Origin of the sequence: Vreelandella andesensis, from assembly GCF_003989795.1 — a bacterium.
GTDB classification, from domain to species: domain Bacteria; phylum Pseudomonadota; class Gammaproteobacteria; order Pseudomonadales; family Halomonadaceae; genus Vreelandella; species Vreelandella andesensis.
The window spans coordinates 114,142-140,439 of the sequence record NZ_RZHG01000015.1; the positions used below are offsets into that span (position 1 = coordinate 114,142).

The following is a 26,298-nucleotide window of genomic DNA, read 5'->3' on the forward strand; positions in this document are numbered from 1 at the left end:
GCCTCAGCGCCGATTGTCAGCGACAAACTGCTGCACGACACTTAGCTCAGCTGGCAGCACCGTGTAACGCTCTTCGCGCTCAAGCAGATCATCCATATGGGTGGGCAACGGCACGCCCTGGAAGCCAGCCTTGACCACGGCTTCAGCAAATTTCGCCGGGTGAGCGGTAGCCAACGTAATCACTGGCGTTGTGGTATCCACACGTGCCCGCTCGGCAGCGCGATAGCCGGTAGCCGTATGAGGGTCAAGAATCTCACCAGTCCGGTGGTGGGCTTCACGAATGACTTCCAGAATGGTCGCATCGTCAACGCTATGGCTGGTGAATTTTTCACGCAACTTGGCCAGCGGTGCATCAGCAAGCGCCGTTGGCTCTTGCTGGAAGCGTTCTAGCAGCGCTGCCACAGCAGCCCCATCGCGGTCATAAGCGTCAAACAGCAAACGCTCAAAGTTGGAAGAGACAACGATGTCCATTGAGGGCGCAAGGGTCGCTGCTAACTCTTGCTTGGAAAAGTCATTGGCGGCCAGCGTACGGTGCAGAATGTCGTTGGCGTTGGTGGCAATAATGAATTGCTTCACCGGAAGACCCATTTTGAACGCCATGTAACCTGCGAAGACGTTACCGAAGTTAGCCGACGGTACGCAGAAACTTACTTCCCGATGAGGCGCGCCCAATGCAACGCCCGCAGCGATGTAGTAAACAATCTGCGCCATGATGCGCGCCCAGTTGATCGAATTCACTGCCACCAGACGCGTGCCCTTCAAGAAATCTTGATTAGCAAAGCTCGCCTTAACCATTGCCTGGGCATCATCAAAATTGCCTTCGATAGCAACATTGAAAACATTGTTGGCCAACACCGAGGTCATCTGGCGGCGCTGCACCTCTGAAACGCGGTTGTGCGGGTGAAGGATAAAAATATCAAGATTATCGCAGTGGCGACAGCCTTCAATGGCGGCTGACCCGGTATCTCCAGACGTCGCCCCCATAATCACAGCACGCTCGCCACTCTTTTTCAGGAAGTGATCCAGCAGCCGCCCTAGCAGCTGCAGCGCGACATCTTTAAACGCTAACGTTGGTCCGTGGAACTGCTCTAGCAGGAAGTGATTAGCATCCAGCTGCTTTAGCGGCACAACGGCGTCATGGTTGAAAGTGGCGTAGGCTTCTGTGACCAATCGGCGGAAAGTATCGTCGTCAATTTCGCCATTTACGAACGGCTTCATGACCCGAAAAGCAATCTCGGCGTAGGAAAGACCGGCCATGCTGGCAAGCTCTTCCTTAGAGAATTCGGGCAGTGTTTCCGGCACATAAAGTCCGCCGTCGCTGGCCATCCCGGTTAACACCACTTCTTCGAAGGAAAGCGCAGGCGCTTGCCCGCGCGTACTAATGTAGCGCATGAATTACTCTCCTTCGCTCAAGCTTTCAACCCGAATGCGCGTAACGGGGCCAGCAATATCCGCCATAGATTCGATCTCGCGGATGGCGTCGTTCATCTGCTTTTCTTTCGTACGGTGGGTCAGCAAAATGATCGGCACTAGCTCACCTTCAGTGGCCTCTTTCTGAATCAGTGCTTCAATAGAAATGCCCTGCTCAGCGAGAATAGTGGCAACACGTGCCAGCACGCCAGGACGATCTACCGCCAGCAAGCGAAGGTAGTACGCCGTGATGATGTCTTCCATCGGCATAATCGGCAGCTGGCTCGAATCATCGTCGATACCGCTAAACGCTAAGTAAGGAACGCGATAACGGTGGTCGGTGGAAATATCACGGGCAACATCTAATAAGTCGGCCACGACGGCAGATGCAGTCGGCTCAGCGCCAGCACCCGCACCGTAGTAAAGCGTTGGACCAACCGCATCACCCATAACAGCAATCGCATTTTTAACGCCGTGCACATTGGCTAGCAGACGCTCTTTAGGAATCAATGTCGGGTGAACTCGCAGCTCTAGCCCATGATCAGTACGTTTTGAAAGACCCAGATGCTTAATGACATAGCCTAGGTTATCTGCTTGCTCGACATCTTCAGCGGTAATGCGAGAAATCCCTTCGGTATAGGCTTTCTCAAACTGCAGCGGCACGCCGTAAGCAATCGACGCTAGGATCGTGAGTTTATGAGCGGCATCAATGCCCTCTACATCAAACGTGGGGTCTGCTTCGGCATAACCTAGCGCCTGAGCTTCGGCCAATACGTCTTCAAAAGCACGGCCTTCGTCGCGCATATGCGTCAGAATGTAGTTGCCAGTGCCATTAATAATCCCAGCAACCCACTCGATGCGGTTAGCGCCAAGACCTTCGCGCAGTGATTTAATGACCGGAATACCACCAGCAACCGCCGCTTCAAAGGCAACAATGACGCCTTTTTCATGAGCAGCGCGGAAAATTTCATTACCGTGAACAGCAATCAGCGCCTTATTGGCGGTCACGACGTGTTTGCCATTCTCAATTGCCGTCAGTACCAATTCACGGGCGATATCGTAGCCACCAATCAACTCTACCAGCACGTCCACATTGGGGTTATTAGCTACCTCAAACACGTCAGAAGTCGCATTAATGCCGGTAATATCGCAGTCAGGATGAACACTGCGGTGGGCAACCTGCTCAATCACAATCGGGCGGCCTGCACGACGGCTGATGTCATCAGCGTTACGCGTTAATACGTTAAATGTACCGCCACCGACCGTACCTAACCCACAAATGCCTACTCTTACCGGTTTCAAAATACTTCCCCTTTCGTGATGGGCAACCACAGGTGCTGCCTCTTTAATCAGTGTCTCAGCGCTATCGTTCGTCACTTCTCGTGACGTTATTCGTCTTCTAAGCCTAACATGCTAACAAGCCGGTCGGGGGGTACAAACCCCGGGACCATTTGCCCGTCGGGTAACACAATGGCGGGTGTGCCTTGTACGCCAACAACTTTACCTAATTCATATTGATCGGCAACAGGGTTGTCGCAGTTTGCTGAAGCCGCAAGGGTTTGGCCCTGCTTAGCTTGCGTCATAGCCTCGCTACGGTTGTCCGAACACCACACTTGCTCTAGCGTCGTTGCAGCGCCACTTCCCATACCCGCGCGGGGAAATGCCATATAGTGCACCGCGATGCCCCGCTCGTTAAGCTCAGGCACCGTTTCATGCAAACGTTCACAGTAAGGGCAGGTTGGGTCGGTAAATACGATTACCGTGGCTTTAGGCACCTCGACGCCTTGGAAAACTACCCGATCGCCTGTTGGCATGGAAGCAAGTGCTGCTGCCCTTTCTTGATTACGCGCCTGCTCGGTTAAGTTAACTAGTCCATTATCCGCGTTTTGATAGAGGTCCCCTACCAAAAAATGGCTGCCATCAGCGTTGGAGTAAAAGGACTCTCCACTTTCCAGAATGACGTGGTATACCCCATCCATCGGCGTTGTGTTGACCTGCTCTACCGGCATTGGCTGGCCGTTAACTTGTAACGTTTCTGCCAGACGTTCGGACACGGCATCGGCACTAGCAACAGCAGGTAGCAAGCAACCCGCCAACGCTAACCAAGGAACACAGGATTTAGCAACTAAAAACATACGTTGATGCATTGTATCTTCAACCTCGCGGATGGTGTTCGGCATGCAACTGCTCCAAGCGCGCTTGGGCAACATGCGTATAAATTTGCGTTGTGGATAGATCGCTATGACCTAACAACAGCTGTACGACCCGCAAATTAGCACCATGATTCAATAAATGGGTGGCAAACGCGTGTCGCAATGTATGAGGCGACAAAGGGCGAGTAATTTCCGCAGTGATAGCATGAGCTTTAATGCGGTGCCAAAACGTTTGCCGAGTCATGGCTTTATCTGCACGACCAGGAAACAGCGCGGGCCGAGTAGGGTCTTGCATCAATGCGGGACGAGCCGTTTTTAAGTAGCGCTCTATCCATTCGGCTGCTTCTTCGCCCATTGGCACCAGCCGATCCTTGTCGCCTTTCCCTCTTACGCGAACGACCCCTTGGCGAAGATTAACCGCGTCGCCAGTCAAACCAACCAATTCCGAAACGCGCAGCCCACAGGCATAGAGCAGCTCAAGCATCGTGCGGTCGCGAATCCCCAGTGAGGTGCTAACGTCAGGAGCTAGCAACAGACGTTCGACCTCCTCCTCTTCCAAGGTATTCGGCAAACTGGGGCGTACCCGCGGCAGCGCCACATTGGCGAGCGGGTCGCTGGCGATATGCCCATAGAGCCGCGCCCAACGATAAAAGCTGCGCAGCGACGATAATAACCGTGCATTGCTACGCAGTTGATACCCCTGCTCTCGGCGCAATTCTAACCACTCACTAAAACGCTCAGACGAAGGGGTTAACAAGGTTTCCCCTGAGCTTTCGAGTTGCTGTTGCCAAGCCGTTAAGTCGTGCCGATAGGCCGCTAACGTATGGTCGCTTGCCCCTTGCTCCAACCACAAGGCATCCAGATAGGCATCTATTACGCTCATAGGCTAACGGTCTCTTGACGGTGGTACCAGACAAACAAAAACCCCGTACCGCAAAGCGGTGACGGGGTCTTGGTATCCGAGCACTACGCATGTCAAAACAGCGTGCGCCCGTGAAAAAGTGGCAGTTAAGCCAGCTTTTCCTTGATACGCGCTGACTTACCGCTGCGCTCGCGCAGGTAGTACAGCTTGGCTTGACGAACGTCACCGCGGCGCTTGACTTCAATCGAGTCAACCAACGGGCTGTAGGTCTGGAAAGTACGCTCAACACCAACACCGTGAGAGATTTTACGCACGGTGAAAGCAGAGTTCAGGCCACGGTTACGCTTACCGATAACCACACCTTCAAACGCCTGCAGACGCTCACGAGTACCTTCCTTTACTTTAACCTGAACGACAATAGTGTCGCCCGGTGCAAAGGCCGGAATCTCTTTACCCATTTGCTCGGATTCGATCGCCTGGATCACCTTGTTCTTGCTACTCATTTTCATACTCCTAAATAACGTAATGATTTGCCACGCAGTTGTGGAAGGGGCAAACCGTGATCCCGGCGCTCGAAGCGAGCTTCGCGGGAGTCGTTATGGGTGACGCAGGTACGCAGGCTTACTGTCAAGTCGACTATCAACCTTATCTGCCCTGCACCGCCGCTCTGTCCTATGCAATCTACTTAGTTGACAGAGCGTGTTCCTCGATAAACTCGTTTAGAAGCCGCTTTTGCTCGGCGTCCAGTGTGCGCCCCGCCAATAGATCAGGGCGACGCTGCCATGTCCGGCCTAATGACTGCTTTAACCGCCAGCGCTTGATAGCTGCATGATTACCACTTAACAACACATCAGGCACTTGTCGCCCGTCGATCATCTCAGGACGGGTATAGTGCGGACAGTCCAATAGACCATCATTGAACGAGTCTTCGATGGCGGAATCCTGGTGGCCCAATACACCGGGTACCAAACGTGCCGCCGCGTCAATTAGCACCATTGCTGGCAGCTCACCGCCGCTCAACACATAGTCACCAATTGACCATTCTTCATCAATGTCACTTTCCACCACGCGCTCATCAATGCCTTCATAGCGCCCAGCAACCACGACTAACGGGCCAGCTGAGGCGAGCGCTTGAACTCCCTGCTGATCCAGCTTGCGCCCTTGGGGCGAAAGGTAGATCACTGTTGGCGATTGTCCCGTTGCCTGCTCTGCTCGTTGCCGAGCATCAAAGATAGCAGCACGCAGGGTGTCTACCTTCATTAGCATACCGGGGCCGCCACCATAGGGGCGATCGTCTACGCTGCGATGACGGTCGGTGGCGTAGTCACGCGGGTTCCAGAATTCCAGGGCAATTCGCTGTTTCTCTACCGCTCGACCGACCACACCTTGCTGGGTAATCGCATCAAACATCTCTGGGAACAGCGATACCACACCAATCCACATCGCAGGAGCATCCGTTACACTGCGTTCTTCACCGTTTGCTTCAGTAACGGTTGAATCAGTTGCCGTAAGCTCGCTTAACAACGGCTTGCTCAACCCTGTTTTCAAAATTCAGGATCCCAATTCACGACCATACGGCCATCTTCGAGGCTGATTTCAACAATTACATCATCGGGCAAAAAGGGTAACAGCCGCTCACGCTTATCGATTGCGTCATTATCACCGCGTACCACCATGACATCGTTCGCGCCGGTTTCAAACAAGTAACTGACTTGCCCTAACCGCTCGCCTGACTGAGTAAAGACAGTTAAGCCTTCAAGCTCATGCCAGTAATACTCATCATCGGAAAGCGTAGGCAGTGCCTCTTTCGGCATCACGATATCCGTTTGCGCCAGCGCTTCGGCTGCCGTTCGGTCATCAACACCTTTCAGTTGCACCACAAGACCTTTGCCTTGCCGACGTCCCTGAATAACGGTCATGCACGTTAAGGATTCTCCTTGGCGCACCCACCATTCGGGGTATTCCATGATGCTGTCTATGGGATTGGTATAGGAGTAAACCTTAAGCCAACCTTTAATCCCGTGAGGGCTGGTTAGCTTACCAAGCACCACATGTGCGTCGTCTGTATGGCTAGTTTCAAAACGCGTCATCGACGACCGCTCCAACAAATTACAACGACAACATCACCTACTATCACTTACTGAAAAGCACGTATTGACAGACTTAAGCCTGTTTACGCGCTTCTTTAACCAGCTCAGCAACACGACCAGACAACTGGGCGCCTTGGCTCTGCCAGTGAGTAACACGCTCAAGATCGACGCGTAGACGCTCTTCTTGACCACGGGCAACCGGGTTGAAGAAGCCGATACGCTCGATAAAACGACCATCACGGGCGTTGCGAGAATCAGTAACAGTCAGGTGATAAAAGGGACGCTTTTTGGCGCCACCACGTGCCAAACGAATGGTAACCATACGATAACTATCCTTCGGTTGAGGTTACGAGAGTGTGAAATAGCGCAGTTCGCTAACAGAACACTCGTCATACTATTTTCTCGGCACTGCAGATCAAAATCAGTGATTCGCTGCGTACCGTCAGGATCTTCACTGGCAGATAGTAAAGCGATGCTTACGCATTTTTGCCAACACCCACGCATGAAGAGGCCGCATTCTACGCAAATGCGCTCTGCTTGGAAAGCCTGGCAGCCAGAAAACTCTTAGGCCGTCAACCTTCCCAAGCACGTTACAACATTGCTAACGATGGCTTAACGCCAAGGAAGACCGCCTGGGCCGCCCATACCGCCCATGCCACCCGCGCCGCCAGGACCACTCGGCCCGCCGCCGCCCATCATACCGGGCATGCCGCGCATCATTTTTTGCATCCCACCTTTTTTGCCTGCCTTTTTCATCATTTTCTGCATCTGCTTATGCTGTTTTAACAGACGATTCAAGTCAGGCACTTGCAGGCCAGCGCCCGCTGCAATACGGCGCTTGCGCGAACCGTTAATAATATCGGGCTTGCGGCGTTCTTTTGGCGTCATTGAGTTAATCAATGCTTCGAGCTTGCCAAGCTCTTTTTCCGGACCGGGGCCTTGGGCCATTTCCGCCATTTGCCCCATGCCGGGTAGCTTGCCAAGTAAGCCACCCATACCACCCATTTTTTTGAGCTGCTGTAACTGATCGCGAAAATCTTCCAGATCAAAACCGTCACCTTTCTTGACCTTACTGGCCAACTTGGCGGCTTTGTCTTTATCCACCGTGCGTTCGGCTTCTTCGATCAGCGACAGCATATCGCCCATACCCAGAATCCGTGATGCCACGCGATCTGGGTGGAAAGGCTCAAGGGCGTCTACTTTTTCACCAACACCCATGAACTTAATGGGCTTGCCAGTGATATGGCGTACCGACAGTGCCGCACCGCCACGGGCATCACCATCAGCCTTGGTGAGAATCACCCCGGTCAGCGGCAGCGCATCGTGGAATGCTTTCGCCGTATTTACCGCATCTTGGCCGGTCATGGCATCGACTACAAACAGCGTTTCGTCCGGCGAAATAGCTTTATGCAGCGCTTGGATTTCAGCCATCATCGCTTCATCGATAGCAAGCCGCCCGGCAGTATCCACTAACACAACATCATGGAACTGAATTTTGGCGTGCTTGATCGCCGCCGTGGCAATATCTACCGGTTTCTGATCAGAACGCGACGGAAAGAAATCAACCTGAACTTCTTTTGCCAGCGTCTCTAGCTGATCAATCGCCGCCGGACGATAGACATCGGCAGAAACCACCAGCACTTTTTTCTTTTCACGCTCGCGCAGGTAACGCGCCAGCTTGGCAACAGAGGTGGTTTTACCCGCCCCCTGCAAGCCAGCCATCAACACAACCGCCGGCGAGCTTTTTAGGGATAACCCTTCATTGGCTTCGCCCATAATCGCTTCCAGCTCTTGCTGGACGATTTTAACGAATTGCTGACCTGGCGAGAGGCTCTTCGAGACTTCCTGGCCAACAGCACGTTCGCGAACACGCTCAATAAATGCTTTCACCACCGGCAAGGCAACATCGGCCTCTAGCAGTGCTTTACGCACCTCACGCAGGGTGTCTTTAATGTTGTCATCAGTCAGCCGCGCTTGGCCTTTGATCGACTTCAACGTCTGGGAAAGACGCTCACTCAGATTCTGAAACATGGGGCCTCTGCCTCCGTCGTTGTCGCCGGGCGGTCACACCAGACGAATGTAAAAACGATTATACGCGCTCGCTGCGCGAGTCTCCATGGTCGTCAACGTTGGTTATCGATGGCTGTGCGACGTCGCTATGATTGGTTATAGTAGGCAGACTGTTCTAGTTTGAACGATTTAGCATCGCTGGTTTTCACAGCATTGATTTCAGAAGCTCTGGTTTCAACGACACTGGCTTCAAAAACACTGGTTTCAACAACGCGCTGCTAGGCGCACGGATAGCATCATGCAGGCGCTCCCTTTCGCCACGATCGCTTTTATACTCTATGTTGCCGCTGCCATCTGGCAGGGTATGACCTTATTTCGTCATGTACCCCCTCGCCAGGGCATGGTTCGCTTGTTAGGTGCACTTGGGCTTTTGCTGCATATCCCGGTGGTAGTGGAGCTCGTTAGCTCAGCCCCAGGGCTGCTGCCGGGCTTCACTACCAGCGCGACGCTATTAATGGCAGTGGCAGTGAATGTCGTGCTCGTCGCCAGCCTGTTTAAGCCGGTGCTCAATGCGGGCATTGTGCTATTCCCCCTTGCGGGTATCGCGCTTATATTTGCCACCTGGTTACCTAGTCAGGGTAGCCAAAGCGGCTTAACACCTGGCATTTTACTGCATGCCGTTAGTTCTGCGCTGGCCTTTGCTATCTTGGCGATTGCAGCGATTCAAGCGGTACTTGTCGGCCTGCAGAACCAAGCACTGCGCCATCACCATATTCGTGGCATTGTGCAATCGTTACCACCGCTGACGACCATGGAAAGAGTGCTGTTTGAACTGGTGTGGTCGGGGATTGTGCTGCTGACACTATCCATTATTAGCGGACTCATTTTCCTCGACAATATGTTTGCTCAGCACTTGGTGCATAAAACAGTGCTGTCGCTGGGAGCGTGGATTATTTTCACCACGCTTTTAGTGGGCCGTTATCGTTTTGGCTGGCGCGGCATGCGCGCCGTGCGGTGGACGCTAGGCGGGTGTGCACTGCTTTTGCTTGCTTACTTTGGCAGCAAGTTTGTGCTGGAAATCTTGCTAAATCGCTAAGCACTTACTCATCGCATGATTAAGCAATGAGCAAACTTGGCGTTGATAATAGTGGTCTTGACAGATCACTCACATGCTTCTAAAAATCGAGCCTAATACGCTATAAAGGAACTTTCGACTTGAGCGACGACTTCCCCCTGGGGTTACTGTTCGGCCTGCTAGCCATTCTGATATTGCTGTCTGCCTTTTTCTCCAGTTCTGAAACAGGCATGATGTCGATAAACCGCTATCGACTTAGCCACCAAGCGAACAGCGGTGATCGCCGCGCCAAGCGTGTCATGCGTCTTTTAACGCGCCCTGATCGATTGATTGGCGTCATCCTAATTGGCAATAATTTTGTCAATAATTTAGCGGCATCGATTGCTACCATCATTGCCATTCACTTCTTCGGTGACGTTTCAGGCCCCGCTATTTCTACGGCACTACTAACGATTACGATCCTTATTTTTGCCGAAGTTACGCCTAAAACCTACGCGGCCATCAAGCCTGAGCGAATCGCCTACCCTACGTCGTTGGCCCTGGAGCCACTGCTCAAAATTCTTTACCCATTGGTATGGCTAGTCAACGTGATCTCAAATGGCCTGCTGCGACTGATGGGCGTCAAAAGTGTTGAGAACGGAGGCGACAGCTTAACCCGCGACGAATTACGCACCGTCGTTCACGAGGCAGGCACTCTGATCCCCTACCGGCACCGCGCCATGCTATTGTCGATACTTGACCTAGAGAACGTCACGGTTAACGACATTATGGTGCCCAGGCACGAAGTGCTTGGCATCGACCTTGACGATACTCTGGAAGATATCCTGACTCAGATCCGCACCAGCCAACATACCCGCTTACCGGTGTATAAAGGCGATATCAACAATATTATTGGTATGCTGCATCTACGCAATGCAGCGCGCTTTTTATCGCGTAGCGAAGTCACTAAAGCAGCGATTGTTCAAGAAGCACGGGAACCGTATTTCATCCCAGAATCCACACCACTGCATACACAGTTGCTGAACTTCCAAAAGCAGAAGCGTCGCATTGGCATTGTGGTTGACGAGTACGGCGACGTGGAAGGCTTGGTAACGCTAGAGGATATTCTTGAAGAGATTGTCGGAGAGTTCACCACCGACGTCTCAGAAGACGAAGAAATTCATCGACAAGATGATGGTAGCCATGTCATTGAAGGCACCGCCAACATTCGTGAAATCAACAAAATGCTTGGCTGGCAACTGCCTACCGACGGCCCTAAAACCCTGAACGGCTTAATCCTTGAGCATTTGGAGGCATTTCCGGAAGGGCCTGCCTGTTTGCAGATTGGCAATACGCGGATGGAAATCTTAGAAATCCGCGACAACCTAATCACTTCTGCACGCTGCTGGCAAAAGCTACGCCTTGCACGCCGCTAGCGTAGCTTAACAACCTAACGGCGGGCGATCTCACTGTCGCCCGCCGCCTTCAGTGCCCTTACACGAGCCTCTAAATAGCGACGCAGTGCAACATCTTCCGCTTCATGAACAGATACTGGCGGCCCGAAGTGTAAGCTGACTGGCGCGCGGAAACGCGATGGCCACTTCTTGAGCGCTTTGCCACCATGGTGTGATGTCCAAGAGCCCCAAAGTCCCGCTAAACCAGCCGGAATCACCGGCACATTATCGCGAGCAAGAATGGCTTCAAGCCCTCGCCTGAACCCATGGATATTGCCATCAGGGGTGATACGCCCCTCGGGAAATACCATCACGACATCACCTTGGCGTAACGCTTGGCTCACGTCTTCCAACGTTCGACGCAACGCACCAGGGCTGTGTCGTTCAGACTCAATCGGAATCGCACCCACCAGCTGAAACCACCACTTTAACCAACGAGACTCAAAGATGGGTTGATCCATCACAAATCGCAGCGGCCTGGGGCTACCACCGCCTAACACTAATGCATCCATAAAACTGACGTGGTTACAAACCACCAGGGCGGCACCATGTTTAGGCACGTTCTCTTGGCCATGTACGGAGAACCGGTAACACAGACGCATAACGACATAAATAACGCGACGCAGTGAACAGCGAACCATTTTCAACCACCACGTCACGTCGCCGCCTCCCGATGGCGCAGGCCAGCCAGCACAGTACTCATTAGCTGATCCAGTAATTCATCCACCTTCAACTGCTGGCCTTGCCAATAGCCTAGACGCTCGTTTAATCCAAGCTGAACCAAACCGTGCACGCTCCCCCAAAGGGTGCGCCCAAGACGTCGCGACTCAAGATCATCCAACGCTGGCTGATACTGCTTCAACGACGTTTCTACCTGCGTGAACAACGCTTCAATCAAATCGCTCTGGCGCTGGTCCAACTCACCCTCCTGGGCCAGGGGGTAATCAAACAACAGCTGCCAGCGGTAACAGCCTTGTTCTGCAAAACGCCAATAAGCGAGCGCCAGCGAGCGCAACCAAGGTTCAGGGTCGTCCTCTGCCAGGCTAGTAATGGTATGCTGTAAGCGTGCCAGCGTTTCAACGTTGACGTGCTGCAATAGGTTATTGAAGCTGCCATATAATTTAAGCAGCGTACTCGGCGCGCAGCCCACTTCTCTGGCTAGGGCACGTAGTGACAAACCATGGACTGGCTGCTTAGCCAACCACTCATCACAAGCGTGCATGACCTGCGCGTGGAGGGCATCGGGCGCATGCTGTCTAGGACGGGCCATGGCGATCTCTTAAGGTCAACGGCAAACAGGAAGAATGCCTCATCGCGCTTTAGCGTGAGCGAGGGATACGCTAGGATACCCTATACCGAACACTGTTTTCGACACTAAAACACGACATTTAACCGATTGTTGCGCTATCCCGCCATTTTGTACGCTCACTCCCCCCATTTCGCATAAGGAGACAGGCATGACAGGACGCCTTCACGTGCAGCGCCTCACGCTATCACGCCTTGTGCCCTCGCTTAACGATACTGAACCACTTATCGAGTCTCCTAACTTAGCGCCCCGCCAGCCTGTATCGGCGATACGACTTGAGCAAGGTCGCTTCCGGCTTCAGCCATTATTTTGGGGGCTGACCCCTCCTTGGCTGAAAGTTCTCGATCACGCACCCCACTGCGCCAGAGCAGAAACGCTTAACCAACGCGCCATGTTTAGTGAGGCATTTAGTGCTCGCCGCTGCGTCATTCCGGTCAGCGGATTTTATGTCTGGAAAATACAAGCACACAGTAAGCAGCCCTATTTAGTTACCCACGTTAATCGGGGCCCCCTATTATTGGGCGCTCTATGGTGCCGTTACCATACAACGCTCACGGCGTTCACTGACTCAACAGCGCTGATCAGCGTGCCAGCCAACGTATGCCTTTCTTCTCTTACTGATCGTCTACCCGTTGTCGTTCCCCCTGAAGCGCTAATGCGCTGGCTGGATCCGACGACCGATCTTGAAGCGCTCAATGCGCTATTAATGCCTGCGCCATTGGAACTGTTGGGCGCTTTTCCGGTATCAAAACAAGTGAACAATCCTGCCCACCAGTCGTCGTCCTGCGCCCATCCGGTGGGACCGATGCTGCGCTGGGCTATGCCATAGGAAACGTAATGTTGCGATCTAGTAAACCTCTGCCTAACCGCTATACTGCTCGGCAGGCTGTCCTCGGCGTCGTGATTAGCGTCGCTTGGTGCGTCCCCCCTTTCGCCTTTGCTCAAGATACGGCACTCGCCCAAAGCACTCCTGTAAAAGACGCTATCACGCCTATCGTCAGCTCATTTGACGAGCGCGATTACCGCGTACTAACGCTGGAAAACGGTCTTCAAGCATTACTTGTTAGCGACCCCGATGCTGACAAAGCCGCCGCCTCAATGAACGTTCGTGTAGGCAGTGCCCAAGACCCTGACGATCTGCAGGGGTTAGCTCACTTTTTGGAACATATGCTGTTTTTAGGCACCGAACCGTATCCTCAGGCCGATGCCTATCAGCGCTATATTTCTGATAATGCAGGCGCCCACAACGCGTTTACCGCCCAGCAAGACACCAACTATTTTTTTGATATTGAGCCGTCAGCGTTGCCGGGCGCGTTGGATCGCTTTAGCGAATTCTTCCTTTCACCGCTGTTTAACGCTGATCGTTTGGAAAGCGAGCGTACTATTGTCCACTCTGAGTACATGGCACGCATTCGTGATGAGTCCCGTCGTGAAAACGATGTACTGAACCAGTTACTAAACCCGGACAATGCCACCACCGGCTTTGCCGTGGGCAGCCACGAAACCCTGGCGAACCCGCCTGCGGGCGAGGCCACTTTGCGTGAGCGAGTGATTGATTTTTATCACCGCCACTATGATGCCAACGTCATGAACTTGGCCATTGTTGCCCCTCAGCCGCTCGATACCCTTGAAGCGCTGGTAGTTGAACACTTTGCACCCATTCCCGATAATGGCCTAAGCGTTCCGACCATCGACGCGCCACTGATTGATCCAGACACGCTGCCACATTACATTGAGCGCCAATCATTACAGGATCGCCGTCAGCTACGTTTCTATTTTCCGATTCCCGACCCCACCGACGAATACCGTACCAAGCCGACGCAACTGATTTCCCACCTGCTTGGCGATGAAGGCGACGGCAGCCTACTGGCAGCGCTACGTAAGGCAGGCCTTGCGGATGCCCTTTCGGCGGGCGTAGGTCGAGGAGACGGCAATGAGGCACTGTTCTCCCTCTCTATTAGCTTAACGCCAGCTGGGGCGCAACGTCTGGATGATATTGAGTCCACGCTGTTTGCTGCGATTGAGCAGATTCGCAAAGAAGGGTTGGCTGAATGGCGCTATGAGGAACAAAAAAACCTCAGTGAACAAGCGTTTCGTTTTCAGCAGCATGGCGCACCACAGCAGGAAGCCACTCGCTTAGCCATGAGCCTTTCTCGCTATCCGGTGGATGATGTGCAATATGCGCCTTACCGGATGGATGGTATGGATAGCGAGCGCCAGCAGGTGTATCTCGATGCACTAACGCCAGACAACATGCTGCGCTTCTACTCTGCATCGGACGTAGAAAGCGATACCGTCTCACCCTGGTTCAACACCCCGTGGAAAGAGCAACCACCCACTCAGCCGGGGCAAGCACTAGGCGGCCTAGCGTTACCTGAACCCAACCCCTTTATCGCCAGTGACCTTACTCTCAAGGCAGGGCAAGATGAACAGCCTGACGTGTTGGTTGAGGCACCTTCGTTTACCGCATGGCATATGCAAGATAGCCGCTTCAACACCCCAAGTGTTGAATGGCGGGTAAGCCTTCAGCACCCCAGCGCCAGCTATTCGCCAGAAGAAGCCGTACTCACACGCCTCTTAGCAGGCTGGTTAAATGACAGTCTAAACGAGTTATTGTATCCAGCACGGTTAGCGGGCCAGTCATTTAGTGCCTATGCCCATGGGCGTGGCATGACGCTGTCGTTTTCAGGCTGGCGCGACGGTCAAACGCCGCTGATAGAGCAGGCAATTGAGCAGCTTAAGCGCGCAGAAATTTCCCCCAGTGCCTTTGAGCGTGTGCGCTATCAATACCAGCGCGAATGGCGCAATGCCCCTCAAGCATCGCTTTATGGTCAAGCAAGCCGCGCATTGGGCGAAGCGCTGTTAACGCCTCAATGGTCGACCAATGAATTACTTAACGCCAGTCAGCGGTTAGAGCGCCACCACTTAGAGAACTTCCGTAAGCGGTTCTTAGACGCGCTTTACGTCGACGCAATGGCCGTCGGTAATTTGGATCAAGAACTGGCGCGTGAGCAGGCCAATTTAATTCGCGGCGCCTTATCGCCGCGCCTGAAGCGAGAGGATATCCCAGCACTTGTACCGCTACAGGTGAGCAATGAACCCGACGTGCTTCTCCCAGACAGCACCCGCGAGGAGTCTCTCGTGCTACGTTATTTACAAGGCCGCGATGAAACCGCTGAAGAGCAGGCACGGCTCATTGTTCTTGCTCAATGGCTGGATACACCCTTTTATCAGCAGCTGCGTACCGAGGAACAGCTTGGCTATATTGTCAATGCGGGCTACTCACCGCTGCTAGAAGCACCAGGGATTGCCTTTGTGGTGCAGTCGCCGGATGTCAAGAGCCTTACTATCGCCGAGCGAATGGACGCCTTTATAGCAGCAGCAGGCGAGCGCCTGGATACGTTAACCGAGGAAGAGTTAGCGCCGCATCGTCAAGCAATTCATGCTCGACTCACCCAACGCGACACCAGCCTGCAAGGCATGGCGAACCGCTACTGGCAAGCCACGGCACTGGACGACGTTCGTTTTGACCGCCGTGAGCAGCTCGCCTCACTGGCGCTAGAGGTTAGCGTGCAAGAACTTCAGGCGCTATGGCCTACCCTTCAAACACGCCAGCTGGATATTCGTTACAACCCTGGCGATACACCGAGTGATATCGCCCCCTACCGAGAAGCACGCGCGCCGCTAGCCGGCGCACGCTAAGGGCTAATTAGCTAAATAAGTACTTAGTTAACTAAACTCACCAGCTCAGGCATCAAATGCCTGAGCCGGCACCATTGCTTCCACGTACATCACTAGCTCTTCCAGCACTTGGCGTTCGCGATCCGACAAAGTTTGCTGATTATAACGCTCTATTTCCCGAGCAAACGCTTTCAGCGTAAAGCCAGACAAGGCCGGATCATTAATACGCATCCAACGAAACGCTTCCCACTGCTCCCGCTCTTCCCCCTCAAGTGTCTCTGGGTAACTGCGCGCACGGTAGCGAAACAGCATTTCCTCCAACCGCGGGTCTTGAAAAGCAAAGCGCTGACCGACTAAATCCCAAGGATCCATTGCCAGTGCTCGCTCCATCTGTTGCCGGTCAGCGGCAGAGAAAAAACTGCCGGAATAGAGCATTAAATCAGGGTCATGAGGAACATCTTCGTAAGCAGCATTAAACACCTCAGCTACCTTTTGCGCCACGCCGCTGGCCTCGCGTAGCGTTTTCCAATGGCTGCGACAAACATCAATATCGATAGTTAACCGCTCAACAATCGCGCCGTATTCGCCTTTATGCGGGCCCTCCACGTCTTTTAACGCCGTCGCCGGAAAAATCACTGGGCAGCGATTAATATGGATCACTTTCAGCGGTATACGCACCTCACCTTCAGAAAGATCCTGCTGACTGACGAAGACACGCTCTCGGATTTGTTCAGCGCTCATGGCCAATAGATCAGTAGGATCAACGCTTAAATCGTAGACAATAACGCCATTGGGGTTCGTTGGATGCTCGGCCAGCGGCATCACTAGCGCACTACAGCCACGGCTGGCCGGGTAGCGGCGGGAAATGTGTAAAAGCGGTTTAGCGCTGGGTAAGTCTAACTGCTTAGCCACTGCACGCTTGCCGCGCAGGCCCAGCAAATAGTCAAATAGCTTTGGGTTCCGGGCTTTTAACAAACGTGCCAGCGCAATGGTGGCGCGTACATCCGCCACCGCATCATGAGCGCCTTCGTGGGCAATGTTATTGGCCGCCGTTAAGTGTTCAAGCCTGAAACTAGGCGCACCATCTTCCCGCTGCGGCCATTCAATACCGTCGGGGCGCAGGGCATAAAACGCGCGCACGACATCGATCAAGTCCCAACGGGAATTGCCGTTTTGCCATTCACGAGAATAAGGATCGAGCAGGTTACGATAAAACAAGTGGCGGGAGACTTCATCATCAAAACGAAGGCTGTTATAACCCACCACGCAGGTGCCAGGTTCACTCATATAGCGTTGAACTTGGCAGGCAAACTCACCTTCAGGCAGCCCTTTCCGCTGCGCTTTTTGCGGTGTAATACCAGTGATCAAGCAAGCCGCTGGGTGCGGCAGGTAGTCATCGGCAGGCTTGCAATACAGCTCAATCGGCTTACCGATTTCATTAAGCTCGGCGTCAGTGCGTAATGCGGCAAACTGAGCAGGCCGATCACGACGCGGATCAGCACCAAATGTCTCATAGTCATGCCAGAGAAAGCTGACAGGGGCGGCATTAGGTGGCGCCATTGGTGAAATCTCCTTGAGCGTAGCTTCCCACCTACAAACCGACGAACCATTTGCAGAGGTGAGTTCAAAAGCCCAAGACTAGCACACCCACAACGCTCCTCGCCGCCCCTATTAGTTAGTAGCGATGGTTAGTAGCGAATAGTTAGTAGCGAATAACCGTGCTGCGCGAATAGACGCACAGCAGCAGTGTGGAGACGTCAGCTTTTCGGCAGCGTGACGTTTAGCTCCAACACTGAGCAGTTGTCTTCACTATCAAGCGAAATTTGAATAGCATCGTCATCGACCTGTACATAACGACGAATGACTTCCAACAGTTCGCGCTCGAGCAACGGCATGTAATCTGGCTGACCACGCTGGCCGCGCTGGTGTGCCACGATAATTTGTAAACGCTCTTTAGCCACCGAGGCGGATTTCTTGCGCTCACGCTTCAAGAACTCCAGCAATTTCATCGCCGACCACCCCCGAACATACGGTTCAACAATCCCCTACGCTGTACTTCATGAAAGCGTAGCGGCATATCTTCGCCTAACAGGCGCGAAACCGTATCGGAATACGCCTGACCTGCATCGCTCGCCGCATCATGAGTCACGGGAACACCCTGGTTCGATGCACGTAATACCGCTTCGGACTCAGGGATTAGGCCCAGCAAATCAACAGACAAAATTTCACGAATATCGTCAAGCGTCAGCATATCCCCAGAAGTTACGCGGGAAGGGTTATAGCGGGTAATCAGCAAATGTTCTTTAACAGGATCCAAACTTTGTTCAGCGCGGCGCGTCTTGGAGCCAAGTAACCCCAAAATGCGGTCAGAATCGCGTACTGAGGAAACTTCAGGATTCGTGACGACGATCGCCTCATCGGCGAAGTACATAGCAAGCTGAGCACCCCGCTCAATACCTGCCGGAGAATCACACAAGATGAAGTCAAAATCTTGTTTGAGCTGTTCCAGTATCCGCTCAACGCCTTCTTGGGTCAGCGCATCTTTATCACGCGTTTGAGAGGCTGGAAGAATAAATAAGTTTTCAACGCGTTTATCGCGAATGAGCGCCTGATTTAGCCCCGCCTCACCTTGAATAACGTTCACCAGGTCGTAAACAACGCGGCGCTCACACCCCATGATCAGATCAAGGTTTCGTAGACCGACGTCGAAATCAATGACAACTGTTTTTTTACCACGCAGGGCAAGTCCTGTTGAAATAGCGGCAGCGCTAGTGGTCTTACCAACCCCCCCTTTACCGGAGGTCACTACAATAATTTTGGCCAAGGGTTACTTCCTTCTTGAAGTCGTTCATCGCGTGCGCATTTAAAGGGTCGCACTGCGTCTAACGGAAACATCAATGTCAACAACATGACACACTGTAACGTATAGCGCTTGCGACGTCGCTAGGCATTAAGCACCAACACACGCTCATGCGTTTAAATTATCCCAGCGGCTTAATTTCTAGCTGTTCTTGAGTGAAGTGCACCTCTGTAGCACGTCCAAGTAGCTGAGAATCAATATCCTCTAAGCGCTTGTAATTACCTGCCACAGAGAGGAGCTCTGCTTCTAGTTCTCGGCAGTAAATGCCCGCCTGGGTATTTCCATGAATGCCCGCTAAGGCACGTCCACGGAGCGCTCCATAAACGTGGATACTACCAGCCGCCAGCACTTCAGCGCCTGCATTCACTGCCCCAATCACCACCAGGTCGCCTTCTGATGCGCTTACCTGTTGGCCTGAGCGTACCGTACCGCGAAATAAGCGTGTTGCTACCGCAACCATTTCCTGGTCGGCGGCATCCACCTCTTCAACGGCATCTTCAGAAACAGCGGCAGGACCAACGCTCTCTAACAGCCTGGCCCGCCCTTCTTCAACAGGGGCAAACCACCCTAGCCCTAATGCCCAGGCAGACTGACGTACTGGTTCAGCGCCGCCACGCACGGCCACCGGTAGTAATTTATGATCGCGACACACTGCGCAAATACGCTCAAGCGCCAAGTGAGGTTCATCGAGTTTTTCCACGCTCAGCACAACCGGTGTATGCTGAAAGAACGCGGGGGATTGTGACAACTTGCCAGCCAGCTGACTTCGTATTTGCTCTGGGTCTGCGCTGCTCAATTCCATGACGGTCATTGGCAGCATGCCACCTTTAAAGGTGAAGGCAATGTCGGCACTATTGGCGTTGAGGCTCATGGCCGAACTCCATGTCATGTTCAGGTAAGATAAAGGTAGCGCAATCTCGCGCGGAGTGTTGTGAAGAAGTATTAATCATCACAGCACCTATAGCAAAGCTAAGCGACAGCGCCGATGACTGCAACTGTCTGTCATCGGTAGTTGATTTTTTTCACGCTACGCACCTCTCTGCAGGATGATCCATGCACGGACTGTTAAGACGCCTGTTCGCACCTCGGTGGCAGCACCCTGATCCCCAGGTGCGCCTCAAGGCACTCGACCAGCTTGACCCTCAACAACCAGAACAGCAACACGCGCTAAAGCAATTGGCGCAGGATAGCGAAAGTAACATCCAACTTGCTGCTCTGCTGGCCCTTGATGATTTAGCAGGGCTTGTCAATACGTTACCAGAGCATCGTCAAGACGAGGCTTGGTTTAACGCGATTTGTCAGCGCTTGTGTGGCACGCAAGGTCACACCGATCTGCAACAACGGCAGGCCATTGTGGCAGAACTTACGGAGCCTCGATTGCTCAACGCCGTTGCGCTTCAGGGCGATAATCTCAACCTACGGCTCACCGCGCTAGAGCAATTAACCGATGAAAGCGACCTCGTTCACCAAGCTTGCCATAACGGCGTAGCGGCAGTGCGCCATCAGGCGGCTCAACGAATTGAGAGTGAAGAAAACCTCAAAAAACTGTTAAAAGAAGCGCGTCGTGATCGCCAAGTCATTCGTCAAGCGCGAGAAAAGCTCACCCAACTGCGTAATGATGCTGAGTGGCTAGCAGAACAGCAGGCGCAGCGAGAGCACTTGCTCAAACAGCTTGAACAGCACGCCAAAGCGCCTTGGGAGCCACTATACGGCGGGCGTTTCCGTCACTTGGAACGCGAGTGGCAACGCCTTTCTCATCCCCCCAGCGTGACGCAAGAGCAACGTTTCCACCAAGCCGCGCTTAGCTGCCGAAAAACTCTGCATCACCATGAGACCCAAGAGCAAGCGCGCCTGCAAAGCATTGCCCATCGCGAAGAGATTGAGCGTACTCGCGACCAACTGCTTGAAGGCCTTGAAGAAACATTAGAAGGTCTGTCACATGCAGAGCAACTGACGGTTCAGGATATCGATAGCCTGCGAGCACAGCGCCAACTGCTAAGCCAGCGCTGGCAATCCCTATCCGATCAACATCCACCTAGCGACAGCATCCAACATCGCTACAGCCAGGCACTAAAGCGCTATGAAGCCTGCATGGAAGCATGGCAGCGCTGGCAAGCCGTCAGCCCGGACATGGAAACAGCCATTGCCAACCAAGATAACGCGGCCATTGCCAGCTACGTTAAACAATGCGCTTGGCCCAAGCACCTAACACCGCCAGAGCTACTCAAACACGCACAGGCGTTAAAAGAAGCGGATGTTTCTGCTAAACCTAGCTCTATCGCGTCGCTTAACGCGCTTAGCGCCGAGGTGGATAACTTTGAACACTTGTTAGAACGTGGCGCCTTTAAAAGCGCCAGCCGTCTCTATCAACGGCTCAGACCATCCATCGACGAGCTGAAGGGAGATGAAGCCAAGCCACTAAAAGGTCGCGTAAAACAATTAGCTGCACGGTTAGCAGAACTTCGTGATTGGCGCGGCTTTGTGGCTGGCCCGAAACGCGAGCAACTCTGCGCCAGCATCGAGGCACTGGCTGACGATCAACACATGGCAGACGCTGCTTTAGACAGTCATCATCGCCAATTAGTGAAAGAGTGGAAATCGCTTGGCGATGCCGCTGCGAACCGCGAACAGTCAACACGCTTTCGCACAGCTTCTGATCGTATCCACGAACGCCTAGCTCCCTGGAGAGAGCAGCTCAATCAAGAGCGTGACGACAATCTTAAAGGTCGTGAAGCGCTATGCGAACAGCTTGAAACGTTACTTGATCAGCCCGCGGAGGATGCCGACCCTGACGTATTGCGCGAGATCCGTGATAAGGCCCGCCACCAGTGGCGGCACTACTCTCCGGTTCCTCGAGATCAGTCAGAAAACGTTGGCCGTCGCTTTGGGGCTATCCGTCATCGCCTTCAGGCACTTATTGACCAGCGGGCAGAACAGATCGCCAGCCAAAAACGCAGACTTATCGACCAAGCAAAAAGCTTACAAGATGATGTCGAACAGCCCCTAGATACCCGCATCGCGCAAACAAAGCAGCTACAGCAACAGTGGCGCACGCTGGGCCGTGCCCCAAAAGGCGAAGAACAAGCACTCTGGAAAGCCTTTCGTCATACCTGCGATCAGCTATTTGCTCAGCGGGTCGCCCACAAACAAGAGCAGGTAACACGCCAGCAACAGACACTTGATCAACTTCAATCACTGATTGACGAAATGGATAGCTGGCAGCCAACGCAAGCCAAAGAGTCAGCGACTCTTGAGGCCTACCTAGACAGCATTAGTCGGCTTGAGCCTTTGCCGCGCAATCGGCGAAGTGACGGCATGCAGCGACGTATAAGCGGCATTGTAAGAGCTAAACGCGAGCGTTTAAGCCAACTGGAAATTGCTCATACCGTACAGCAATGGCATACCGCGTTACCGCTGATAAACGCGCACATTGCTGCTGATCAGCAGGTGCTGGCAGGGGAAGAGTCTCGCGAGATCGATGCGAAAGAGGTATTGAGCGAGGATCTTCCTGCTATTTTCACGGAGGCTCATCAGCAACGCAATCATGCTCGGTTAACTACCTCCATTCCCCTCTCTGACGAAAAACTTGCCGAATTGGAAGATGGATTGGCTCGCCTAAGAGTGCATCTGTCTTTGCTAGCGCTAGGTAGTGTCAAACAGCGCGACGAACCGCTCAGGTTGGCAATTCAAGTTGAGCGGCTAAACGAAGGGATAAATAATGAGCGTAATCGACCAGATGAGATTATCAGCATACTAGCAGCGCTGATGGCGCTTGGCCCTATGCCGGACCCGCTGTGGCGTAAAGAGGCAGAAGAGCTTGACCATCTATTTAGTCGTCTAGCGCGGATGCCACATCCTTAAGCACTTCGTGTACGTACTTTACAAACGTACTTCACAAACGTACTTCACACCCCACCAACAGCAACGGGAGGCGATTAGCCTCCCGTTTATGCTTTACCTTAGTGAATAAAGCAACCTATCGTTTGGGCGATTAGCCCATGAACTGACCGCCGTTAATATCAATATTGGCACCGGTAATAAAGCCTGACTCTTTATCTGCCAAGAACGTTACCAAGCGACCAATTTCCTCCGGCGTACCGTAACGCTTCACTGGAATGGTTTCACGAATGGCTTCACGCACCTGTTCAGGAATTTTCATGATCATATCGGTAGCAATGTAGCCAGGCGATACGGTATTGACCGTAATACCTTTTGTTGCCGTTTCTTGCGCCAACGACATGGTCAACCCATGCATACCCGCTTTAGCAGCCGAATAGTTCACCTGACCGAACTGGCCTTTACGACCGTTGATAGAAGAAATATTGATGATGCGGCCATAGCCTTGCTCCAACATCATTTCAATAACGCTGCGACACGTGTTGAAAACGCTATTAAGGTTGGTATCGATCACCTGATACCACTGCTCATAAGACATCTTTTTCATGGTGCCATCGCGAGTGATACCCGCGCAGTTAACCAACACACTGATAGGCCCGTATTTTTCTTGGATTTCACGAGCGCCTTCTAGGCAGGCATTGTGGTCGGAAAGATCAACACCGGATAACGCGATGTTGTCATAACCGGCGGCTTGCTGGGTTTCCAGCCAGGTTTTAGCTTTCTCGGGATTGTGATACCCCGCGACTACTAAATAACCTGCATCCGCCAACGAATGACAAATTGACGTTCCGATTCCACCAGTTCCACCAGTTACCCAGGCGACGGGGGCTTGATTGGCCATTGACTACCTCCCTGATATGACAAATGGCTTGGACGCTAATCGCTATTATGATGTCACAAGCCATTCTAAATAAGCGCCTTAGCGCTTCAGTATTCTCAGCACGTCGTGTTGTTAGTTGAACGACATACTGACAGTAAGCTTTTTTTTATTCCTATGGTAAGCATAGCTTTACTCTTCGAATGTTGCAGCAAGATGAAGGTCGTAAACTATCATTAAAACGTTTTCTATACGGGGTTGACATAGCGTAAAAAATGCGTAGAATACGCCACACGTTGATGCGGGGTGGAGCAGTCTGGTAGCTCGTCGGGCTCATAACCCGAAGGTCATCGGTTCAAATCCGGTCCCCGCTACCAATATTTTGAAAGGCAGATCAGTCACTTACTGGTCTGCCTTTTTTTATTCCTGTCATTCCAAAAAGCTCTGTGCCCAAATTGTGCCCACACCGTGCCTATTTTTAAAAATGCCTATCGGTAGGTGAAAAAAGCGGCGACCTTCAGACACCAGTAGCTTCTTAAACCTCTCCCTTGCATAAAAACATACAAATTAATGAGTAACCTCAGATCTGGACTCCTTAATATACTAGAGCTGCTTTTACAGCGCATGGAAGCAGAAATGCTGCTCGGAGCGTTCAATTATGCTGATTTCTTCCCCAATAGCAGTAATTTAAAAAAACTAAAAGCTCACCAGCCATCCCTTACAATTGAGCCTCAAAATGCTGCTTTTTTAGGCACACCACTGAACAAGAACTTCGACAGCTATGGCTTTAAAGGTTATACCTGTTCCGAGCAAGTTATCATCCCGCACTACCAGGTTAGCGAAAGGAGCCTACCCACATGTCGGGAACCCGCAGCATTTGAACTGATGCTCGATAGCACCGTCAAAAGGGGTATGAAAGAAGGGTTGGCTTTCGCCGACACGCTATTACTTCCCATTCTTGCAGGATGGGGGCTTCGTGGAGCACGTTATGGACTACGAACATGCAATTGTGAAAGTCGAAGAAGGCATTGGCACTCTGCTTTGCAACAACTGCGGCATTGTCATTGCCAAGGGTACTAAACACGAAGACAGGGAGCACTACTGTACAATGTGTATGAGCGGCAATTGCAAAGCAAAATTCAAGACAGAAAAGTAACAGATTAAGGTCTGAGGCCTAGCAACGCTGGCGATGAGTGACAAATGTTGCGCAACGACATCGAGTCCAAATGCCTTTGGATCGCCGCCCTAGGCCTCTCCAACAATCATGCTACCCACTTCAGGAGACGACTTCTCGCCTCGAATAAAGCATACCCAAGTCAGCATTTACATCGTTTACAATGTCAAGGAACACGGCATATAGCCCCTCCCGCTTGTTGGGCACCAACTAAAACACCTAGGGGAAACGCTGAGCAATTCGTCTCTGGTCTACTGAAGCGCTTAATTTGCCCCAAGCATTGCCTTAGCAATCAACATTCAGCCACTGCCAGTGGCTCTTTGTACTTGTAAGCCTTATCTTTCGGCTGGCTAGGCCTGATTCTTGGCTAGCCCTTTATAGCGAGCCTTGCGATAGCAGAAGAGGTTCTCGATAACGTGAAACGGGTGCTCGACCTTGGCACGGATACTGGCTTTAACTTTTTCAAAGGCCAACAGCAGCATTTTCTTCCGGTTGCCTTTCATTTTCTTAATCGCGCCGCGCCTAGCAGCCGCACAGCACCGAGTGTTCGGATCATGGTTATCTTCACTCAGATATTTTTCCATGCCGAGATAACCTGCGTCGCCGTATATTCGCTTAAGCCAGCATTCGGTAAAAAACTCGTCGATGAAATTACGAAAGCCGACACCCTGGCGTTTCGCGCCAAGCTGGCTAAACATAAGTTGGTTGGTCTGTTTTAAGCGCAAGCCAAAAATATCAAACAACCAATAGAATCTCGCATGCGAGAAGCACGTAATGTTCAATCGGGAGTCTAGACGTCAAGACGCGGTTCTAAGCAAGCTACTTCGATGCATTTAGTATTCACACATACAGGCTCAAAGCCTCTCACTATGTACTAATAATGCTTTAGCTTAGTCACGATCATAGAAAACCGAATCGGTGCAGGATAAGAAGAAGACAAGGTGCAGTTGATAATAGTTATGTAATAACATAACATTTATGTTCTCTAACTTTCCCCACAACCTTTCTTTGAAAACACTCCGGAATTTTTGCATGCCTAGCTTTCCTTTTATGCTCACTTCGCTCGCCAGCGCTCTGCTCATGGCAACACCTTCATGGGCCGCAGGTAATCATCAGGGCCACGACCATCACGACCATGATCACAGTAGCCACGAACATGCTGACAACAGCCACAAGGATCAGCAATTCAACCTGGATATTTCACTGACCCTGGAAGGCATCTACCACAACCGCTTTTCCGGTGAAGCGCATTCCCCTGCCGGTTTTGGCCATGGTGGGCACGATGATCACGGGCATGACGATCACGGACACGGGCATGTAGGCCATGCCCACGCCCTGGAAGATGGCTTTAACCTGGGGCATTCGGAAGTTGTTGTGCAAGGCAGCAGCCACTATGTGAATGGTACGGCTGTGGTTTCCCTCAGCGAAGACGATATCAAGCTGGAAGAAGCTTACCTCAGCACTCGGCAACTGCCTGCCGACCTGACGCTAAAGGCTGGTAAATTCCTTTCTGACGTAGGCTATATCAAT

22 protein-coding genes, 1 tRNA gene and 2 pseudogenes are annotated in these 26,298 nt (G+C 52.4%); 8 read left to right on the forward strand and 17 right to left on the reverse strand.

Annotated features, from left to right (window positions below):
- Positions 1-3 precede the first annotated feature (3 nt).
- From thrC to ffh, 9 genes are all read right to left on the reverse strand, one after another.
- Positions 4-1,392, reverse strand: a complete 1,389-nt coding sequence (gene thrC / locus ELY33_RS07865) for a threonine synthase (protein WP_126946427.1) — start codon at positions 1,390-1,392, stop codon at positions 4-6.
- 3 nt (positions 1,393-1,395) lie between these two features.
- The gene (locus ELY33_RS07870; RefSeq protein ID WP_126946493.1) at positions 1,396-2,712 is read right to left on the reverse strand and encodes a homoserine dehydrogenase; all 1,317 of its coding nucleotides are present in this window, start codon (positions 2,710-2,712) and stop codon (positions 1,396-1,398) included.
- Positions 2,713-2,798: 86 nt separating this feature from the next.
- Positions 2,799-3,590 carry a DsbC family protein gene (locus ELY33_RS07875; protein ID WP_126946430.1) on the reverse strand — a complete coding sequence of 264 codons (792 nt, stop codon included), beginning with the start codon at positions 3,588-3,590 and terminating at the stop codon, positions 2,799-2,801.
- The gene (gene xerD, locus ELY33_RS07880) at positions 3,565-4,446 is read right to left on the reverse strand and encodes a site-specific tyrosine recombinase XerD (RefSeq protein ID WP_126946433.1); all 882 of its coding nucleotides are present in this window, start codon (positions 4,444-4,446) and stop codon (positions 3,565-3,567) included. Before xerD ends, ELY33_RS07875 begins: the two co-directional genes overlap by 26 nt.
- A gap of 125 nt (positions 4,447-4,571) precedes the next feature.
- A complete protein-coding gene (gene rplS, locus ELY33_RS07885; protein ID WP_009724084.1) occupies positions 4,572-4,928 on the reverse strand; it encodes a 50S ribosomal protein L19 in 357 nt (118 codons plus the stop codon).
- Between the two features lie 178 nt (positions 4,929-5,106).
- Complete coding sequence (gene trmD, locus ELY33_RS07890; protein ID WP_126946496.1) at positions 5,107-5,868, reverse strand: tRNA (guanosine(37)-N1)-methyltransferase TrmD; 762 nt, start codon at positions 5,866-5,868, stop codon at positions 5,107-5,109.
- Between the two features lie 101 nt (positions 5,869-5,969).
- The gene (gene rimM / locus ELY33_RS07895) at positions 5,970-6,515 is read right to left on the reverse strand and encodes a ribosome maturation factor RimM (RefSeq protein WP_126946436.1); all 546 of its coding nucleotides are present in this window, start codon (positions 6,513-6,515) and stop codon (positions 5,970-5,972) included.
- Positions 6,516-6,588: 73 nt separating this feature from the next.
- Positions 6,589-6,837, reverse strand: a complete 249-nt coding sequence (gene rpsP, locus ELY33_RS07900; RefSeq protein ID WP_009724081.1) for a 30S ribosomal protein S16 — start codon at positions 6,835-6,837, stop codon at positions 6,589-6,591.
- A gap of 290 nt (positions 6,838-7,127) precedes the next feature.
- Complete coding sequence (gene ffh, locus ELY33_RS07905) at positions 7,128-8,546, reverse strand: signal recognition particle protein (protein ID WP_126946439.1); 1,419 nt, start codon at positions 8,544-8,546, stop codon at positions 7,128-7,130.
- A 277-nt stretch (positions 8,547-8,823) separates the two neighbouring features.
- On the opposite strand from ffh, the gene ELY33_RS07910 reads away from it, so the two are divergent.
- A complete protein-coding gene (locus ELY33_RS07910) occupies positions 8,824-9,621 on the forward strand; it encodes a cytochrome C assembly family protein (RefSeq protein ID WP_126946442.1) in 798 nt (265 codons plus the stop codon).
- Between the two features lie 119 nt (positions 9,622-9,740).
- The gene (locus tag ELY33_RS07915; RefSeq protein WP_126946445.1) at positions 9,741-11,015 is read left to right on the forward strand and encodes an HlyC/CorC family transporter; all 1,275 of its coding nucleotides are present in this window, start codon (positions 9,741-9,743) and stop codon (positions 11,013-11,015) included.
- Between the two features lie 14 nt (positions 11,016-11,029).
- Here the strand turns inward: ELY33_RS07915 and ELY33_RS07920 are convergent, their stop codons facing one another.
- Together ELY33_RS07920 and ELY33_RS07925 are read right to left on the reverse strand one after the other, a co-directional pair.
- Positions 11,030-11,674 (reverse strand): 1-acyl-sn-glycerol-3-phosphate acyltransferase, encoded by a 645-nt coding sequence (locus ELY33_RS07920; RefSeq protein WP_422822289.1) that lies wholly within the window; start codon positions 11,672-11,674, stop codon positions 11,030-11,032.
- A gap of 14 nt (positions 11,675-11,688) precedes the next feature.
- Positions 11,689-12,303 carry a TetR/AcrR family transcriptional regulator gene (locus ELY33_RS07925; RefSeq protein ID WP_126946451.1) on the reverse strand — a complete coding sequence of 205 codons (615 nt, stop codon included), beginning with the start codon at positions 12,301-12,303 and terminating at the stop codon, positions 11,689-11,691.
- A 187-nt stretch (positions 12,304-12,490) separates the two neighbouring features.
- Between ELY33_RS07925 and ELY33_RS07930 the strand changes: the two genes are divergently transcribed.
- On the forward strand, positions 12,491-13,168 hold the full coding sequence (locus ELY33_RS07930) for an SOS response-associated peptidase (protein ID WP_126946454.1): 678 nt from the start codon (positions 12,491-12,493) through the stop codon (positions 13,166-13,168).
- Positions 13,169-13,176: 8 nt separating this feature from the next.
- Positions 13,177-16,041, forward strand: coding sequence for an insulinase family protein (locus tag ELY33_RS07935; RefSeq protein ID WP_126946457.1), 2,865 nt, complete (start codon positions 13,177-13,179; stop codon positions 16,039-16,041).
- A 45-nt stretch (positions 16,042-16,086) separates the two neighbouring features.
- Here the strand turns inward: ELY33_RS07935 and sbcB are convergent, their stop codons facing one another.
- The 4 genes from sbcB to minC form a co-directional block, all read right to left on the reverse strand.
- Positions 16,087-17,580: an exodeoxyribonuclease I gene (gene sbcB / locus ELY33_RS07940; protein WP_126946460.1), complete on the reverse strand. Its 1,494-nt coding sequence runs from the start codon at positions 17,578-17,580 to the stop codon at positions 16,087-16,089.
- A gap of 197 nt (positions 17,581-17,777) precedes the next feature.
- Entirely contained in the window at positions 17,778-18,029 is a 252-nt protein-coding gene (minE, locus tag ELY33_RS07945) for a cell division topological specificity factor MinE (RefSeq protein ID WP_009724071.1), read from the reverse strand.
- Positions 18,026-18,844, reverse strand: a complete 819-nt coding sequence (gene minD / locus ELY33_RS07950; protein WP_126946463.1) for a septum site-determining protein MinD — start codon at positions 18,842-18,844, stop codon at positions 18,026-18,028. The genes minE and minD overlap by 4 nt, the downstream gene beginning before the upstream one ends.
- A 157-nt stretch (positions 18,845-19,001) precedes the next feature.
- Positions 19,002-19,751, reverse strand: a complete 750-nt coding sequence (gene minC, locus ELY33_RS07955; RefSeq protein WP_126946466.1) for a septum site-determining protein MinC — start codon at positions 19,749-19,751, stop codon at positions 19,002-19,004.
- Between the two features lie 182 nt (positions 19,752-19,933).
- On the opposite strand from minC, the gene ELY33_RS07960 reads away from it, so the two are divergent.
- A complete protein-coding gene (locus ELY33_RS07960; RefSeq protein ID WP_126946469.1) occupies positions 19,934-22,741 on the forward strand; it encodes a DUF349 domain-containing protein in 2,808 nt (935 codons plus the stop codon).
- A gap of 130 nt (positions 22,742-22,871) precedes the next feature.
- Here the strand turns inward: ELY33_RS07960 and phbB are convergent, their stop codons facing one another.
- On the reverse strand, positions 22,872-23,618 hold the full coding sequence (gene phbB, locus ELY33_RS07965; protein WP_126946472.1) for an acetoacetyl-CoA reductase: 747 nt from the start codon (positions 23,616-23,618) through the stop codon (positions 22,872-22,874).
- Between the two features lie 276 nt (positions 23,619-23,894).
- Between phbB and ELY33_RS07970 the strand changes: the two genes are divergently transcribed.
- Positions 23,895-23,971, forward strand: a tRNA-Met gene (locus tag ELY33_RS07970).
- Positions 23,972-24,230: 259 nt separating this feature from the next.
- Positions 24,231-24,674, forward strand: a complete 444-nt coding sequence (locus tag ELY33_RS17840; RefSeq protein ID WP_167470058.1) for a hypothetical protein — start codon at positions 24,231-24,233, stop codon at positions 24,672-24,674.
- A 447-nt stretch (positions 24,675-25,121) separates the two neighbouring features.
- Here ELY33_RS17840 and ELY33_RS07975 read toward each other — a convergent pair.
- Positions 25,122-25,385: pseudogene (locus ELY33_RS07975) on the reverse strand (transposase); the annotation flags it as partial.
- Positions 25,386-25,800: 415 nt separating this feature from the next.
- Here ELY33_RS07975 and ELY33_RS07980 point away from each other — a divergent pair.
- Positions 25,801-26,298, forward strand: a pseudogene (locus ELY33_RS07980) (TonB-dependent receptor); the annotation flags it as partial.